This window comes from Planomonospora algeriensis (assembly GCF_977012225.1).
The window spans coordinates 20496-36124 of record NZ_CDRNDK010000013.1 but is presented as its reverse complement, the minus strand read 5'-3'; the positions used below and the strand labels follow the sequence as shown (position 1 = coordinate 36124).

18 protein-coding genes are annotated in these 15629 nt (G+C 69.8%); 7 read left to right on the top strand and 11 right to left on the bottom strand.

Annotated features, from left to right (window positions below; all coding sequences use genetic code 11):
* Both ACWJ6R_RS02920 and ACWJ6R_RS02915 read left to right on the top strand, forming a co-directional pair.
* Positions 1-590 (top strand): hypothetical protein (locus ACWJ6R_RS02920; RefSeq protein WP_449060692.1); only part of this gene is annotated, 590 nt, incomplete at its 5' end.
* A gap of 421 nt (positions 591-1011) precedes the next feature.
* Positions 1012-1584 (top strand): hypothetical protein, encoded by a 573-nt coding sequence (locus tag ACWJ6R_RS02915; protein ID WP_449060691.1) that lies wholly within the window; start codon positions 1012-1014, stop codon positions 1582-1584.
* Positions 1585-1659: 75 nt separating this feature from the next.
* On the opposite strand, the gene ACWJ6R_RS02910 is transcribed toward ACWJ6R_RS02915, so the two are convergent.
* On the bottom strand, positions 1660-2535 hold the full coding sequence (locus ACWJ6R_RS02910; RefSeq protein ID WP_449060690.1) for an aldo/keto reductase family oxidoreductase: 876 nt from the start codon (positions 2533-2535) through the stop codon (positions 1660-1662).
* A 132-nt stretch (positions 2536-2667) separates the two neighbouring features.
* Between ACWJ6R_RS02910 and ACWJ6R_RS02905 the strand changes: the two genes are divergently transcribed.
* Positions 2668-3153 (top strand): winged helix-turn-helix transcriptional regulator, encoded by a 486-nt coding sequence (locus tag ACWJ6R_RS02905; protein WP_449060689.1) that lies wholly within the window; start codon positions 2668-2670, stop codon positions 3151-3153.
* A gap of 163 nt (positions 3154-3316) precedes the next feature.
* On the opposite strand, the gene ACWJ6R_RS02900 is transcribed toward ACWJ6R_RS02905, so the two are convergent.
* Positions 3317-4579: an MFS transporter gene (locus ACWJ6R_RS02900; RefSeq protein ID WP_449060688.1), complete on the bottom strand. Its 1263-nt coding sequence runs from the start codon at positions 4577-4579 to the stop codon at positions 3317-3319.
* A gap of 136 nt (positions 4580-4715) precedes the next feature.
* Between ACWJ6R_RS02900 and ACWJ6R_RS02895 the strand changes: the two genes are divergently transcribed.
* Complete coding sequence (locus ACWJ6R_RS02895; RefSeq protein ID WP_449060687.1) at positions 4716-5651, top strand: LysR family transcriptional regulator; 936 nt, start codon at positions 4716-4718, stop codon at positions 5649-5651.
* 161 nt (positions 5652-5812) lie between these two features.
* On the opposite strand, the gene ACWJ6R_RS02890 is transcribed toward ACWJ6R_RS02895, so the two are convergent.
* Together ACWJ6R_RS02890 and ACWJ6R_RS02885 are read right to left on the bottom strand one after the other, a co-directional pair.
* The gene (locus ACWJ6R_RS02890) at positions 5813-6343 is read right to left on the bottom strand and encodes an SMI1/KNR4 family protein (RefSeq protein WP_449060686.1); all 531 of its coding nucleotides are present in this window, start codon (positions 6341-6343) and stop codon (positions 5813-5815) included.
* A gap of 346 nt (positions 6344-6689) precedes the next feature.
* The gene (locus ACWJ6R_RS02885; RefSeq protein WP_189239933.1) at positions 6690-7679 is read right to left on the bottom strand and encodes a helix-turn-helix transcriptional regulator; all 990 of its coding nucleotides are present in this window, start codon (positions 7677-7679) and stop codon (positions 6690-6692) included.
* Between the two features lie 93 nt (positions 7680-7772).
* Here ACWJ6R_RS02885 and ACWJ6R_RS02880 point away from each other — a divergent pair, with 93 nt between their 5' ends.
* Together ACWJ6R_RS02880 and ACWJ6R_RS02875 are read left to right on the top strand one after the other, a co-directional pair.
* Positions 7773-8183 (top strand): VOC family protein, encoded by a 411-nt coding sequence (locus ACWJ6R_RS02880; protein ID WP_449060685.1) that lies wholly within the window; start codon positions 7773-7775, stop codon positions 8181-8183.
* Positions 8184-8233: 50 nt separating this feature from the next.
* On the top strand, positions 8234-10276 hold the full coding sequence (locus tag ACWJ6R_RS02875) for a hypothetical protein (protein ID WP_449060684.1): 2043 nt from the start codon (positions 8234-8236) through the stop codon (positions 10274-10276).
* Here the strand turns inward: ACWJ6R_RS02875 and ACWJ6R_RS02870 are convergent.
* Positions 10263-10646 (bottom strand): hypothetical protein, encoded by a 384-nt coding sequence (locus ACWJ6R_RS02870; RefSeq protein WP_449060683.1) that lies wholly within the window; start codon positions 10644-10646, stop codon positions 10263-10265. The two genes, ACWJ6R_RS02875 and ACWJ6R_RS02870, sit on opposite strands and share 14 nt — an antisense overlap.
* Positions 10647-10825: 179 nt before the next feature.
* Here ACWJ6R_RS02870 and ACWJ6R_RS02865 point away from each other — a divergent pair, with 179 nt between their 5' ends.
* Positions 10826-11098: a hypothetical protein gene (locus ACWJ6R_RS02865; protein WP_449060682.1), complete on the top strand. Its 273-nt coding sequence runs from the start codon at positions 10826-10828 to the stop codon at positions 11096-11098.
* Positions 11099-11138: 40 nt separating this feature from the next.
* Here the strand turns inward: ACWJ6R_RS02865 and ACWJ6R_RS02860 are convergent, their stop codons facing one another.
* From ACWJ6R_RS02860 to ACWJ6R_RS02835, 6 genes are all read right to left on the bottom strand, one after another.
* Positions 11139-11576: a hypothetical protein gene (locus ACWJ6R_RS02860; protein WP_449060681.1), complete on the bottom strand. Its 438-nt coding sequence runs from the start codon at positions 11574-11576 to the stop codon at positions 11139-11141.
* Entirely contained in the window at positions 11513-11794 is a 282-nt protein-coding gene (locus ACWJ6R_RS02855) for a hypothetical protein (RefSeq protein ID WP_449060680.1), read from the bottom strand. Before ACWJ6R_RS02855 ends, ACWJ6R_RS02860 begins: the two co-directional genes overlap by 64 nt.
* Before the next feature lie 35 nt (positions 11795-11829).
* The gene (locus tag ACWJ6R_RS02850) at positions 11830-12999 is read right to left on the bottom strand and encodes an AAA family ATPase (RefSeq protein ID WP_449060679.1); all 1170 of its coding nucleotides are present in this window, start codon (positions 12997-12999) and stop codon (positions 11830-11832) included.
* Entirely contained in the window at positions 12996-14012 is a 1017-nt protein-coding gene (locus ACWJ6R_RS02845; RefSeq protein WP_449060678.1) for a DUF262 domain-containing protein, read from the bottom strand. The genes ACWJ6R_RS02850 and ACWJ6R_RS02845 overlap by 4 nt, the downstream gene beginning before the upstream one ends.
* 126 nt (positions 14013-14138) lie before the next feature.
* The gene (locus tag ACWJ6R_RS02840) at positions 14139-14555 is read right to left on the bottom strand and encodes a hypothetical protein (RefSeq protein WP_449060694.1); all 417 of its coding nucleotides are present in this window, start codon (positions 14553-14555) and stop codon (positions 14139-14141) included.
* Complete coding sequence (locus ACWJ6R_RS02835; RefSeq protein ID WP_449060677.1) at positions 14486-15625, bottom strand: serine/threonine-protein kinase; 1140 nt, start codon at positions 15623-15625, stop codon at positions 14486-14488. Before ACWJ6R_RS02835 ends, ACWJ6R_RS02840 begins: the two co-directional genes overlap by 70 nt.
* Between the last annotated feature and the right edge of the window lie 4 nt (positions 15626-15629).

Genomic DNA, 15629 nt, shown 5'->3' with positions numbered 1-15629 from the left:
GTGAGCCCGAATACCTCCGCCACATCGAGCACCTGGCCCGCGAGATCGTCAACGCCGCGAGCGCCGAAGGATGGCTCACCTACGCCGACGACCTCGACGGGGCCACCCCGCTCCAGCGGACGGTGAACGAGACGGCCCGCCAACTCCGCCACCACCATTTCGACGGAGACGGTTGTCTCGACGAGGAACGTCCGTTCCTGCGCCTCGCCGGGGTCGTCCTCCTGCGGCCTGATGCCGTTCCCCTCGGCATGGAGGAGAGCTACCCCGAGATCTGCGCCCGCCTCGGGGTCGAGGCGAAGCCCGAAGGCTGGGCGATCTGGAACACCTGGGCCGAAGACGGGCAGGGCCTCTCGATCGTCCTGGCCGACTCCGAGGGAACCGAAGGGCTGCTCATGAACTGGGCGAGGGGAATCGAGGTCTACCCGCTCACCCCGCTGCCGGCCCAAGTCGTGTTGACCCGGCAGGGATGGCTCACCCCGATGACCCTGTCTCCGCTGAGCACCCGAAGGCTGGGAGCCGTCCAGCCTGCGAGCCGGAAAATACCGACGAACCCCGATGCCTCCGGCGGGGGCGCTTCGGGGTCGGGATGATCGCTCAGGGCGTGCTCATCACCGCCGGTCTACCAGTGGCTGAGGTAGGAGCCTGCCCTTCCCGTCTGTCGTCGACCCGGGACAAGCTCAGTTGGCGAGCGGAAGGGAGACCGCGCCCAGGACAAGGCATCGGGACCCGCCGTGCCGCGGTCCAGGCTGTTCGCCATCGCTCGCCTTGCGAGCTCGGACGGGACCAGAACAGACTGGGGATGCGCGGACTTCGCCGACGAACTGTCCAGTCGCCCTTGATCATCCGACAGCTCCCGCGCCACGAGTCGCGCGACGCGGGCTGAGGCCGAGCAGGCCGAGCGCCTGGAGGATCACGATGCCGACCATGGAAGGAGACAGCGCGATGGAACCCGACTACGTCCTCGCCGGCTATCGGGTCGCTACACGCGCGGATCGGCGCGATTGGCAGGACGTGAGCCTTCCGAGCACGGATCTGGTGTCGCTGAGCGGCTGCGTGGTGGATCTGGTGCCGGTGGATCTCGGCGGCTGGGACGACTGGTTCGCCGACCCCCAGGAGGCCGGGATCGCACGCGAGCACGCTGGTAAGCCGGGCTTGCACGTGCTCGGGGTCGGATTCGCCGCCACCGATGTTCCCGGGCTGCTGGCCGATATCGCCGATGGAGGCTGGGACGCATCGGCCGGGAGCCTTCCGGAACGGCTGGCCCGGCGCGAGAGGTTCCCCTGCCGCGGCGGTCGGCGGTTGGGGTTCGAACTGGTCGGCTTCGACAGCGGGGGCTGGCATACCTGGACCTGCCTGGGCGGCCTCGTCGCCGATGTCCACCGGGCCACCGGCGTCCAGCCGGGGTCCTGGGGACTGATCCAGGACGAGCTGGACGCGCGCCGGGCCGCTCGATGGCTCACCGATTCAGGGCTCGGTGACCCCAAGGTGTTCCTCTGGACCGCCGCACTGCTCACGGACGTCGCACAAGCGACTCCCCGGACCGAGGAGCGGTGCGCGCGCGGAACGGCTTCTCTCCGCTGGTAGACCGAGGGCTCGCCCGATGCCCGCCACCGACCCGTCCACCGGGCACGGGCCGGGGGCGGCGGACCCCGGAAGGGGTCACTCACCTGCGATTTTGTCCAGTTCGGCGAGGTCTTCATCGGACAGCGAGAGTCCGGCGCCGGTGATGTTCTCGCGCAGGTGCGCGACCGAGGAGGTGCCGGGGATCAGCAGGATGTTCGGCGACCTGTGCAGCAGCCAGGCCAGGGCGACCGACATGGGGGTGGCGTCCAGCCGGGCGGCGACCGCGGAGAGCGTGGCGGACTGGAGGGGGCTGAACCCGCCGAGCGGGAAGAACGGCACGTAGGCGATGCGTTCGGCGGCGAGCCGGTCGATCAGCTCGTCGTCGTGGCGGTGGGCGAGGTTGTACATGTTCTGCACGCACACGACCGGCGCGATGCCCTGGGCTTCGGCGACCTGCTCGGCGGTGGCGTTGCTGACACCGAGGTGGCGGATGACCCCCTTCCTCTGGAGCTCGACGAGCGTCTCGAACGCTTCGGCGATCGAGCCCGCCTGAGGTCCCTCCGCGTCGCCGAGCCGGAGGTTCACCAGATCCAGTGCCTCGACTCCGAGGGATCCGAGGTTCTCCTCGACCTGGCGGCGCAACTGGTCCGGCTGCCGCGCCGGAGGCCACCCGCCCTGCTCATCCCGCTGCGCGCCGACCTTCGTCACGATGTGCAGCGACTCCGGGTAGGGGTGCAGCGCTTCGCGGATCAACCGGTTGGTGATGCGCGGTCCGTACGCGTCACTGGTGTCGATGTGGGTGATCCCGAGGTCGACGGCCTCGCGCAGGACGGCGATCGCACCGTCCCGGTCGGCGGGCGGCCCCATGACCCAGGGGCCCGCGAGCTGCATCGCGCCGTAGCCGAAACGGGTGACGGTCAGATCTCCCAGAGCCCAGGTGCCGCCGGGGAGGGAAGGGGAGAGCGCGCTCATATCTCTTGTCTTTCGTGTCGATCTCAGCGATGGCGCCTCCTGGCGCCTGACTTCATACTGGTTATGTAACTCCCCGATGGGAAGTAGGCACCTCAGAGTGCCTTGGTGACCCGCAGGTGACAGGAGCGGATGATGAGCACGACCACGGCGGCCGAGAAGAGGGCCCTGGCCAAGATCGAGTACAACGCGTTCCTGGCCGTCTGCCCGAGCCGGAAGCTGCTCGACCGGATCTCCGACAAATGGGTCGCCCTGATCCTGTGCGCACTCGGCGGCGACGGCGGGGACCCTCGGAGTAAGGGGAGCTCCCCTGCGGAGTCCGCACAGGATCAGGGCGACGCGGACCACCCGGGCGAGCCTCGGGCGATGCGCTTCTCGGAGCTGTCCCGGCTGCTCGCAGGCGTCAGCCAGAAGATGCTCACCCAGACGCTGCGTTCCCTGGAGCGTGACGGTCTCATCACCCGTACGGCGACTCCCACCGTTCCCGTCACGGTCTCCTACGAGCTCACCGAGCTCGGCCTGTCGCTGCATCACCTGATGAGCGGACTCAGGGGCTGGGCCGAGACGCACATGGACGAAGTCCTCAGCAACCGCGCAACGCACGATGCCCGCACGGCCTAGAGGTGTTCGCCGAGGTCCCAGTCGCCTCTCGGGAACCCGGCGCCGGACACGGGGGGCGAACCGCTCGGATACGGGGAGGGGCGAACCGCTCCGAAGCGCGGCAGCGCGCTCCGGCGGTGACGGCCGTGGCGGACGTGGCGGACGTGGCGACTGTGGCGGCCCATCAGTCGCGGCTCGGTGCCGGTGCCGGTGCCGGTGCCGGTTCCGGCTCGGTGAGGGGCACTGCGGCGCGTCGAGGGAGCAGCAACGGAGTCGCCAGCAGGAGCACGCCGGCCAGGCCGATGGCCGTGTGCGGGCCGAGCAGGCTGCCCAGTACGCCCCAGACGGCCGTCAGGAGCGCGGTGGAGGCTTTGGTCGTCACCGTCCAGGCGGACAGCGTGCGGGTGACCCGGTCGGGCGCGGTGCGCTCCAGGCGGTAGGTGGCGTAGACGGGGTTGAAGACCCCGCAGCAGAAGATGAGCCCGAGTTCGACGCCCATCACCAGTAGCAGCCCGCCGGTCCCCGGCCCCAGGAAGGCCAGTCCGACGGGCCAGATCACGCGCAGCATTCCGGCCACGACCAGGACCCGGTGCCGCCCGAACCGGGTGACGAGCGGCCGGGCCAGCCGCGACCCGAGCAGCCCGCCGATCGCGGGCACGGCGAAGGCGAGGCCGTACTGCCACGGTGTGAACCCGAGCCGGCCGAGCATCAGGACGGCCAGCAGCGCGTCGGTGGCCATCACCAGGCCGTTGAAGGCGGCGGTGTTGAGGAACAGCGGACGCAGCGTCGCGTCGGCGAGGATGTACCGCCAGCCGTCGAGCAGGTCCCCGGCCCGCATGCGCGCGGCTTGCCGGCGCTCGGGCCGCGGCTCGTGGCCGCTCATCGCGCCGATGCCCAGGGCCGAGAGCAGGTGGCTCACCGCGTCGGCCACCACCGTCGCCACCGGACCGAGGAGCCCGATCGCGGCACCGCCCAGCGGCGGTCCGATGACCGTGGTGGTCCAGGCCGTCGATTCGAAGCGGGCGTTGGCGACGAGCAGGTGCTCGGTCGGCAGCAGCGTCTTCAGGTAGGCGCCGGAGGCGGCGCGGAAGGTGATGTCGGCGGCTGCGACGACGACCGAGACCAGCAGGAGCTGGACGAAGGAGAGCACGCCGAGCGCGAACGCGGCGGGGACCGTCAGCAGTGCCGCGAACCGCACCAGGTCCATTCCGATCAGCACCGGCCGCTTGCGGCGGAACTCCACCCACGGGCCCAGCGGCACCGCCACGGCCGCGCCTGCCAAAGCCCCCACCGAGGACAGCGCCGCGACCTCGGCCGGCCCGGCGTGCAGCACCTGGATGGCGATCAGCGGGAACGCGCCGAAGGCGAGCCACGTGCCGAGCGCGCTGGTCCCGTACGCCCCCCAGAGCCACCCGAACTGCCGCCCCAACCGGTGCCCGCTCCGCATGCCCGACGCTCCTCGCCGCTCACTCACACAACCGATCCGCGATCGGAAGCATCGAAGCGCGCGCCATGCGCAGGAATCAAACAACCATCAGGCCGTCTATCCACAACTGGTGGTTGTATCCGTAGGGTGTGTCCGCATGGACCTCGACGCCGTCCGGACCTTCATCGCCGCCGCCGACGCGGGGCGGTTCCAGGAGGCCGCCGCCGAGCTGGCGGTCACCCAGCAGGCCGTCTCCAAGCGGATCGCCGCGCTGGAGCGCAGCCTCGGCGTGCGGCTGTTCACCCGCACGCCGCGCGGAGCCGAGCTCACCATCGACGGGCAGGCGTTCCTGCCCCACGCCCGCGAGCTGCTGCGCGTCGCCGAGCGCGCGGTCGCGTCCGTGCACACCGGCCGCCGTCCGCTACGCGTCGACATGATCACCTCGCGCAGCGCGACCTCGGGCCTGATGCGCGGCTTCCACCGCGCGCACCCCGAGATCGACCTCGACGTGGTGATGCTGTTCGACATCGAGACCGCCGTTGCCGCCATTCGGTCCGGTGCGATCGACGCGTCCTTCCGCGCCGTCACCATGCCCGGCCGGCCCCTTCCCGGGGACATCGAGTCGGTCCGGGTGCTCGACGAGCCGCTCCAGTTCCTCGTCGGTCCCGCCCACGCGCTGGCGTCCGCCCGGTCGGTGACCCTGACCCGGCTCGCCGGGCACCGGATCTGGATGCCCGGCCTCGCCCCCGGAACCGAGTGGACCGCCTACTACGACGACCTGGCCGCCGAGTTCGGCCTCACCATCGAGGCGACCGGCCCCAACTTCGGCTCCGACGCGCTCCTCGACACCATCGCCGACACCCCGGCCCTGGCCACCTTCATGGGCGAGCAGACCCGCCTGGTCTGGCCCGCCGACCACGGCCTGCGCCGCATCCCGGTGACCGACCCCACGCCCGTCTACCCGCACTCACTGCTGTGGCGTCGCGACGACCCCCACCCCGCGCTGGCCGTCCTCCGAGCCCACCTCGCCGCTACGGCGGCCGACCACGGCGCCCCTGGGACCTGGGCGCCGGACTGGGTGATCCCGCGTTGAACGCCGCCTCGGCGGGCCGGACCGCCGGACCGGGATCCAGCGTGATCATTTAGGGCTGTGAGGGTCCGTTCGGCCCGGTCCCGGAGACCGAGAGTGAAGGCCCGCGTGGAGAGGCGCAGCCGGGTGGGGACGGACGCCGTCCCTCCCTGCCGCCGGAGGACTCAAGGGGTACAGATGTCTTTCATGAGGTCCCAGAAGGACCTGTGACGCTTGGCGCCGGCCATCCAGGCCGCGAGCAGCCAGGCCTCCCACTCGCCGTCAGGGGTCACAACGTGGGGGTTGAGAAGGAGATCTCCGTCCCACATCCCGACTGAAAGGGCGTCGGGCAGGTATGCCGTTCTTATGGCGTGGTGGTTCTGCTCCTCTCCGTAGACCAAGTAGAGGTCATCGGGCACTTCGTCTCTGGACGACGACCAGGCTTCGACCGTTGAGGGCATGACGTCACGGAGCCAGCCGACCTCCGCGACCGGCCACAGGGAGTACTCCTCGACGCCCCAGCCGTCGGAGTACAGGAGGAACTGCCGGTAGCTCGGCGGCAGGTTCACGCCCAACCGCTCTTCGAGCCGGACGACTTCTGATTCGCCGGCCGGGGGGTGGAGACCGTGGCCCGGCGGCAACGGCGGCTGGTCCGGCCCCTCGGCCACCGGCTCCTCCTCCGGGAAGAGATCGGACCATTCGTACGAGGTGTTCATGGTGGGTGACGGTATCCGCCGTGACTGACCGTTTCACCAGACGGAGGGCGCCGCAGCACCCGCCGGGCCATGCTCGATGCCGTAGTACATGAAGATCAGGGCGGCGCCCTCGCCTCCACAAGACCAGGGGCACACCGAGGTCTCCGTCAGATCCGGGGCGGTTCAGACCCCCACCGTCCCGTCACGGTCTCCCACGAGCTCACCGAACTCGGCCTGTCACTGCACCACCTGATGAGCGGGCTCAGGGGCTGGGCCGAGACGCACATGGACGAAGTCCTCGGCAACCGCGCGACACACGATGCCCGTACCGCCTGATGTGCCATCTCATGACATCGGTTCCGCGCAGTCAGGCCTGGCGGGCGTAGGACGCGAGGCGATCGGCGAGTGCGATGACGAGGTCGCGAAGTTCGTCGGGGCGCTCGATGACGAACGGCCGGTTGAGTGAGGCGAGTACCGGAGGCAACCAGTCGAGCCGCTCTGCCCGTAGCTCGGCGCGCAGCCAGCGCTCGGTCGCGCGGTCCTCGCCGGCTGCAGGATCGTGCTCCTCCAGGTTCGCGACGCCGGCGGGAAGGTGGGTGCGGATCTGCTCAACTGTTCCGTGGATCCGCAAGATCACCTCATGCTGGTACTCGGCCGTGGCGAACCCTGACAACACGCGCTGTGCCGGACCTGGACCCACCGGCGCTTCGAATGAGCCGGGCAGGGTCCTCGCGTCTGTGATGCGATCGAGCCGGAAGGTTCGGTCCTCGGCGATCCGGGCGTCCTTGCCTGTGACGTACCACCGGCCCGAATGGGCGACGATCCCGTACGCGTGCAGCGTGCGTTCGCTGCGCTGTCCGTCGCGGTCGGTGTAGCGGATCGAGATCGGCCGGTGGTGGCGTACCGCGTCGGCGATGGTGAGCAGGACCTCCGCGTCCGGGGCGTCGAACTCGCCGGGCTGATCCGTGAAGGCGAGAGCTTCCAGGAGTGTGTCGAGCCGACGGGCGATGTGCTTGGGCAGCACCCGCCGGATCTTGGCCGATGCGGTCTCGTTCGCCGTGTGCTGCGTCGTCGTCAACCCTGCTCGGCGGCCGGCGACCAGGCCGAGCAGCACGGCCAGCGCCTCGTCGTCGCTGAGCATGAGCGGAGGCAAGCGGTACCCGGGAGCGAGCCGGTACCCGCCGTAGCGGCCGCGCACCGATTCCACGGGCACGTCGAGGTCGATCAGCTGGTCCACATACCGTCGCACGGTGCGCCCTTCGACGCCGAGCCGGTCGGCGAGTTCGGCCATGGTCCGGGTGCCGCCCGACTGCAGCAGCTCCAGGAGTGTCAGGACGCGGCCAGTGGGGCGAGGCATGTGCACAACTTAACGCGGATACTGGACCGATTCTGTCCACTATTTCTCCTAGCCTGCGACGTGCACACCCCCAGTACAGCCAAGGAGATCCCTATGGACTTCGTCTCGATCCGCATCATCACCGGCAACGTCGCGCGCCTCGTCGAGTTCTACGAGCGCGCCATAGGGACGCAGGCGATGTGGGCCACCGAGGACTTCGCCGAACTCAAGACCACGGGCGCCACCCTCGCGATCGCCGGCACCCGCACCGTCCCGCTGTTCGCCCCGGGCTCCGCCCGCCCGGCCGACAACCACAGCGTGATCATCGAGTTCCTCGTCGACGACGTGGACCGCGTTCACCGGAACCTGACCGGCTTCGTCACCGACTTCGTCAACGGCCCCACCAAGATGCCCTGGGGTAACCGGTCGCTGCTGTTCCGCGACCCCGACGGCAACCTCGTCAACTTCTTCACCCCCGTCACCCCGGCGGCCATCGAGCGGAGCTCTCCTTCAGGCGGCCGATGACCTGCTTGTGAGCCCTCGCTTCCCGATCCCCCGTCACCGATGATGGACGGATGACAGAGACACCCTCTGTACCACCGGGGACCGGGCCGCTCGCACCGGAGTTCTCCGGGATCGACCCGGCGCTGATGAGAGGCTTCATCGCCGAGCTGGAGCGGGCCGGGCAGGTGATCGCCGAGCAGGCCGAGAACATCCGCCGGGAGCTGGCCGCCGTCGACCTGCCCGCCGCCGGGCTCGCCCCCATCCGGGAGATCGGCGGCTGGACGGAGCAGCAGGTGCCCAGGCTCCGCCAGCGGGTGGCGACCATCACGGCCCCCGGACCCGAGCTCCTCGGGATGGTCGGCGCGGGCCTGCGGCCGTACCAGGAGGCGTCGCTGCTCTCCCCGGCCGAGGCGCGGCGCCGGGGCACCGAGCTGGGCGAACGGTTCGCCGCCATCGACCCGGACGAGTTCCGGCTCGCCGGGCCGTACGCCTCGGAGAAGATCGCCGCGGTGTTCGAGGAGCTGAAGGCGCACCGGCACGACGCCGGTTTCACCGCCGCGTTCTTCGCCGCGCTCGGCCCGGCCGGGATCCGCCGGGTGAACGCCGCGCTGCGCCGGCTGCCCGACGACGAGCGGTCCGACGCGCTCCGCACGGCCGGTACGGCCTTCGCCACCGCGGTCAGCGGCGGAGCGAAGACGCCCGGCTTCGCCGCGGTGATGAAGGCCGCGGAGAAGGCGATGACCGGGAACGCCGGGGACGCCGAGGATGTGGAGGCGGTCGCGGCGCTGCTGAGCCACGGGGACTACCCGGATGCGTGGCTGGCCGGACTCGCCGCGCCCGCGCTGCGGTCCGGCAGCCGGATCGGCGGCTCGGCCCTGGCGGGAGTGCTCAACGCGCTGGGGAACAACCCCGCCGCGGCCCGCCTGGCGATCGGCTCGGCGGCCCGCTTCGGACCCGACCCGGATCCGCCGACCGTCGCCCTGCCCTTCGGGCGGCTTCCGGGATCCCCGGAGAAGTGGGACGACCGGCCTGAGCTGGCCGCGTTCCTGAAGGACCTCAATGAGCGGACGATGGGGGTTCCGGAGACGGCGGGCGCCTTCGGGCGGCTCCTGGCCGCGGCCTCCGGCGCCTACGACGAGCAGGACGGCAGGCACAGTCAGGAGGCGGCGTTCTTCGCCTACACCGTGATGACCGAGGCGGACGGGTGGCGGCTGAACGACGCGACCCGGATCCACCTGGCGGAGATCGCGGGCTCGTACGCCACGGAGATCACCATGGGCGCCAACCTCAACGACGCCGACGTGGCCAAGGACAGCGCCATGCGGACCACTCCCGGCCTGTTCGAGTGGACACCGCCCCCGGGGCTGCGCGGCGCCTTCCGGTTGAGTCCGGAGGACACCTTCCGCTTCATGACCACCTTCGCGGGCGACACGGAGGCGCGGCTCCGTTTCGACGCGGGCATGGAGAAATTCCTGCACCGGGTTCTCCCGTTCGCGGCGAACGCCGCGAAGAGCAGCGGAGACCCGATTCCGCTGGACAACCTGTTCACGGCCCTGGGCAACGTCCGGGGCACCGAGGTGGCGGCCGCCGTGCGGGTGCTCAAGCCCGGAGACGACGGCTCCGAGGACGCGGAGGACGCGGAGAGCTTCCTGGCGGGCACTGTCCTGGGGGTCGCCGGATTGCTTCCCCCCTTCGCCGCCATCCCCAAGACCTGGACCGCCCTGTCCGCCGGGGTCTCCGGTTACTACACCTACGGCAGGGGACCGGAGGAGAAGGTGAAGGAGCTCCTGGAGACGGAGGAGACGAGGACGTTCGGGCGACGTCGTGAGACGGCTCAGATCCTCATGGAGCAGGGGTTCGTCCCGCAGGTACCCCCGGCCGGCGCCATCGCCGACTCGAAGGGCGGCCTCCGCTCGTTCGAAGACATCCTCAAGCAGGGCACGGCAGGAGTGAAGGCTTTCGACCAGTGGACGGTCGACAACGGCATGGGGAAGGGAGACCTCCTCTCCCTCGGAGAGCTGACCGCACAGCAGTCCAAGACCTTCAATGGTGCCAAGGGGGAGGCCTACAGCCGAGGGAAAAGCTATGCGGAACCGCAGGTCATGACCGACTGAGGCACTGAGTCTCACCCCGTACGGAATATCGGCCCTTCACAGACCCCAACAAGATCACTGTCCTTGTGGGCTCGTGCGCCATGCGAATTACCGCACCTGTGCTTTCGGTGATGCTGTAGTCGGCGATTCGTTCCAGATCGCTCACCATGATGACATTCAACGTGTAAGGCGCTCTTTCCGGAGAGGAATCCGGCGCTGTCGCGGCGAAGGTGCGTTTGGCCTTGCCGTCGCCGCAGGGGATGTCCTTGCCGCCGGGGTCGGTGACCTGCACGTTCTGGGCGCTCACCTCGTCGAGAAGCTTCAGGATGTGCGTTTTCAGGGTCTCGCCGGCCTCGGCCGCCGTCGGTTCGCTCTCGCCGCAGCCGGCCACGGCCAGAGCGGACGCCAGGAGTATCGCGCAGAGCCGTACGGGAAGGCTCCGGCTGGAAGGGGGCATTGGATATCCTCCAAAGAGCTGGCCGTCTGAGCGCACCATCTCATATCGTCCGGGAGAGCGCGCAAGCCGTTCGAAGGAGAAAGGGGAAGCGTTTGTCCCCCGAGCCATCGGATATGGCCCCCGATCCCCGCAGGGAGGAATTGCTGCGGGCGCTGGCGAAGGTGCGTGCGCACGCGGCGCGGCTGGAGGCGGCCCTGGACGCCGCGCATGCGGCGTTCACCGGCGAGGCGGTCTGGACGGGCCCGACGGCGCGGGCCTTCACCGAGGAGCTGACCGGGCGCAGAGCACGGCTGCGGACGCTCACCCGGCGGATCGTCGAGGAACTCGAAGACGAACTGCGGGCCGTCCCCGAGAGCGCGGCCCGATCCCCGGCCGCGCGGCGGTGAGGCGTCGCCGACCGTTTCCGGGTTGTGCGGCCCATCGAGGTCAGATGCCCAGTTTCAGTCCGACGTGCGCGATGATCGCTTTCCCCTCCTCCGGGACGAGCCGGAAATAGACACGGCCCTCACCCGGGGTGAACCGGCCATGGAGGTCGAACACGCGCACGGTGCCGTCGAAGTCCTTGAACCTGCAGAGCCGTTTGCGTGTCTCGCCCTCGGGCGTCACGCGGGATCTCCACATCGGCTCCCGGGTCTGCCGGGGATCCCAGTTCCCGATCGCGTGGTCTATCCTCTGGAGCTCCCGAGCCGCCGGGACCACCCAGTCCATGCGGAGCTCCGCGAAGTGCTGCTCGGTATGAGGCAGGAACAGCAGGTTCGGGTAGAGGCTGCCGCGTGACTCCCAGACCTCGGAGCCGACCCTCAGATGAGGTATGCCGACCTGCTTGATCCACTCCATGTGGGCCTCGGCGTGGTCGGGCGCCACAGGTCGACGTTGGCGGGCTGTCCGGCCCACTCGGCGAGGTGGTAGCCCGGCGCGAGTTCCAGTTCTTTCAAAACCACATCGGAGACGAGGGCGGTGTCCGGGCGCTGGGCGGCTATCCCGCGCAGGACGCGGACGAACCTCCTCATCGCCTCGTCCACCCGTTCTCTCGGTTGCGGAGACGCGCAGGACAACTCGTTGAAGAACAGCAGAACGTGCACGAGATCTCCTTCGCTACGGGGGATACGGAAGACCCTCAGTCGAGAAGCTGATCAAGTGATCGGTCCCATTCGTCGAAGAAGCCCGACGGCCACTGCGAGAGCATGCCGTCCGGCCCGATGGAAGGGCTGACGACGTCGATGACCCCTTCGGCGTTCCGCTGGAAGTAGTGCAGGAGGACGTCCCCCGCTGAGAGCTGCTCGCGCTTCACCGCCAGCCGGACGCCGTTGAGGATGTGGTCGCTGTGCGTCTCGACGATGAGCTGCGCGCCGGCGGAGGCGGCGGCACAGGTGAGTCGTGCCATGGCGCTCTGGCCCTGGGGATGGACGTGCGCCTCGGGGTTCTCCAGCAGGATCATGGCCCCTGGCCGGGCCGTCAGACAGGCGACGACCACGGGCAGCACGTAGGTGAGCCCGAACCCGACGTTGGTCGGTCGCCGGGGATTGGTGGTCAGTTGTCCGGCCCGGGTGAACTGGAACCCGAGTCGGACGAGATCGGTCTGCTCGATCGAGGATGTCTCGATCTTCACTCCCGGGCAGATCTCACCCATCCACGCCTCGACCGGGTCGAGCAACCGGGAGGACGCCTCCGGATGGTGGAGGGCCTTGGCGGGCACGATCTCGTCTTGGTTGTGCCGGAGGAAGTCGATCGTGAACTCACCGCGGGTGCCGAGAAACCCGCGCCTGACCGCCATCTCGTGAGATCGCGGATAGGTCACCGCCGGGTTGATCCGGTCCGCCCGCAGGTACTGGAACCCGTGATTGAACAGGGTGTAGGCGGCTTCGCCCTCGCGATGGTCCGGGTGGAGGTAGACCGAGGGCTCGCACACGGTCAGCGGGAGGAGGTCGTCCTCCCGGCCGTATCGGGCACGGAATCTCAACGGCGCCGCAGAGCCCGCCGTCAGCTCGAATCCGATCTCGGGGGCCTTCCCCTGTTCGGCTATGTAGTCCTCGTGCAGGATGTCCTGACCGGTGCCGAGCTCGACGAGTTCGCCGTTGAGCGGGAATCCGCCCACGGCGCCGTCCTCGACGTACTCGCTGTAGTCCGCGAGCAGTCCGGAGGCGTTCGCCTGGCGGAGGAGGGCCAGGGCCTGCAGCACCGTGCTCTTGCCTGACGAGTTCAGGCCGGACAGGAGGGTGTACGGGGCCAGTGGGATGCCGACGGAGTCGAAGGCCTTGAAATTGCTGATGACGAGCCTGTCGATCACTTGGCCATCTCCCTCAGCAGCTTCTCCACGGCGCCGAAGCGCCGCCGTACCTTCTCCGCGTCACCGGTGGCGACCGAGATGGCCTGCTGGAACTCGCCGTCCTCCATGAGCGCCATGAGGCCGGCTTGCACCTTCTCCCGGTTGCCTGCCAACGTGGCGATCTCATCGGGTGTCATCTTCGCGAGGTTCACCGAGACGGCCTCGAAAAGCGCCTTGTTGATCGGGAGGCGTCTTTCCTGGCCGGGGAACCGCTTACGGAAGGCGTGTTCCTGGAATATGTCCCGGGCCGCGTGCATCGCCCGCTCGAAATCCCGGATGAGCCGGACGACCGACGCGCCGCTGAGCGTGTTGATCTGTTTCATCGCCTGGCGGAGGAAGACGTCGAGATCTCCCCGGGGGTAATCGGCGGGCTCGGTGAGGCGGAAGGCCAGGAATCGCAGGACCATCTCGCGGTCCGCCATCCGGTCCTTCTTGACGCTGCGGAGCGTCGCCTGGAGGAACGGCTCGCTGTCGGCGAGCTCCGCCAGCAGCTTGCGCGCCTGCCCCGGGATCAGGGCGTGCCTGAGCTCCTGAAGCGTGAGGGCCCTGCCGCCCGTGTTGATGCGGGCGAAGATGTTGAACTTCACCGGTTCGGGCGTCCCCGCCCGGATGAGATGGATGATCAGTTCGGTCTCGTCGATCCTGGTCTGAAGCCCGCCGGGGAGTTGGGCGTACGTGTGGCCGTTGTACCGCTGCAGATACTCCAGACCGCGGAGCGTCAACGGCTCGGCGTCGATCACCTCCGGGGCGACGAAGCGGGCGATGGTGGTGAGCCGCTGGATCCCATCGACGATCACCCAGCCGTCCTCGCCGCTCTCGGCCGCGTAAAGGGTGGGCAGCGGAATGCGGAGCAGCAGTGATTCGATGAGCTTGCTCTGCGCGGTCTCGCTCCATATACCGGCGAAACGCTGGAAATCGGGCGCGAGATCGAGGACGCCCCGCCGGAGCCGTGCCAACAGCAGGCCGACCGTCATCGTCCGCGTCTGGACATCGATCTCAGCGGGATCGAACGGGTCGTGGATCAGGCCGTCCGGGGGTTCCTCCTCGGCCTCGACGCCCGTGCTGAAACCCCTGAATATGTCCCCCGCCGCCGGGCGGGATCACAGGGAGGCGAGCAGGCGACGGACCCGCTCCGTCGCGGCATGGTCGGCGCCGTAGGTCCGGCCCAGGTCGGAGAGGAGCGCCGTGAGGGTCCGTTCGGCCCGCTCCCGGAGGCCAGAGCTCAGCTCCAGCTCGCCGATCTGGCGGCGGAGCTCCAGCGCCCGGGGGTCGTCGTCCGCCGCGGTGTCGGCGAGCAGCGCGGTCATGAGCCGCAGCGCGAGCCCGCTGTCTCCGAGGTGCACGTGGCAGACCGCCTCCTGGAGACGGTACTGGAACGCCTGCTCCGGGGGCGTCACCGCCGCCAGGGCCCGGAACTCCTGGGCGGCCCGGCGGTGGTCGCCCGCCGTCATCCAGATCTCCGCGAGCTGCTCCCGCAGCCCCGGTTCCCCCGGCGCGTACGCGACGGCCTCCTCCAGCAGGGCCGCGGCCTCGCCGTACCGGGACTCCCGGACCAGTGACTGCGCCTCCCGCCGGCGCGCCGGACGTCGCCCCGGCTGAAGTCGCGCCGGACCGCGGCCGTCCCGGACGGCGGCCCGGAAAGCGGCCCGGAAAGCGGCGCGGACGGCGTCCCGGGAAGCGGCGCGGCGGGGCCGGAGACGACCGTCCGGCTCAGCGCGCGGGCGTAGAGCGTCAACGGACTCTCGCCGGCATCCGTCATGTCCCCCAGCGGGCTCGTCCCCGACAGGTACGGCATGAGCCGCTCGTGCACCTCGCGCACGCCGGCGGGCCGGTCCTCGGGGGACTTCTCCACCATCGCCATCAGCAGCTCGTCCAGGTTCCTGGGGATGTCGGCCCGGTGCCGCCCGGCGGGGGTCGCCGGTGTCCGCACGTGCTGGCTCATGACGCTGAACTCGCTCGGCCCGGCGAACAGCGGGTGACCGGTGGCCAGCTCGTAGAGCACGCAGCCCAGGGCGTAGACGTCGCTGCGCTCCGTGGGCGGATCGCACTCGACCTGCTCGGGCGACATGTAGGCGGCGGTGCCGAGCTGCTGCCCCGTCCGGGTGAGCCGGGTCCGCTCCGCCTCGCGCATGAAGGCCAGGCCGAAGTCGAGGACGCTGACCGAGCCGTCCCGGCCCAGCACGAGGTTGGACGGCTTCAGGTCCCGGTGCAGGATCTTCTGCTCGTGGGCGGCCTCCAGCACCGACGCGATCTGGGCCCCGATCGAGGCCACCCAGCCGATGGAGAGCGGGGCGTGCTCGGCGATGACGTCGTGCAGCCCGGTCCCGGGGACGAACTGCATGATCATGTAGTGGCGGTCGTTCTCGGACCCGAAATCGTAGAGGGCCGGCACACCGGGGTGCGACAACCTGGACAGGGCCCTGGCCTCCCGGGAGAACCGCTTGTCCAGCTCCGCGTCCGGGAGCCGGACGAACTTGATCGCCACCCGGCGCTGGAGCGTCGTGTCCACGGCGCTCCAGACCTCCCCCATGCCGCCGCGGCCCAGCGGGATCGGGTCGAGTCGGTAGCGACCGAGGAAGAGGGACAACGAT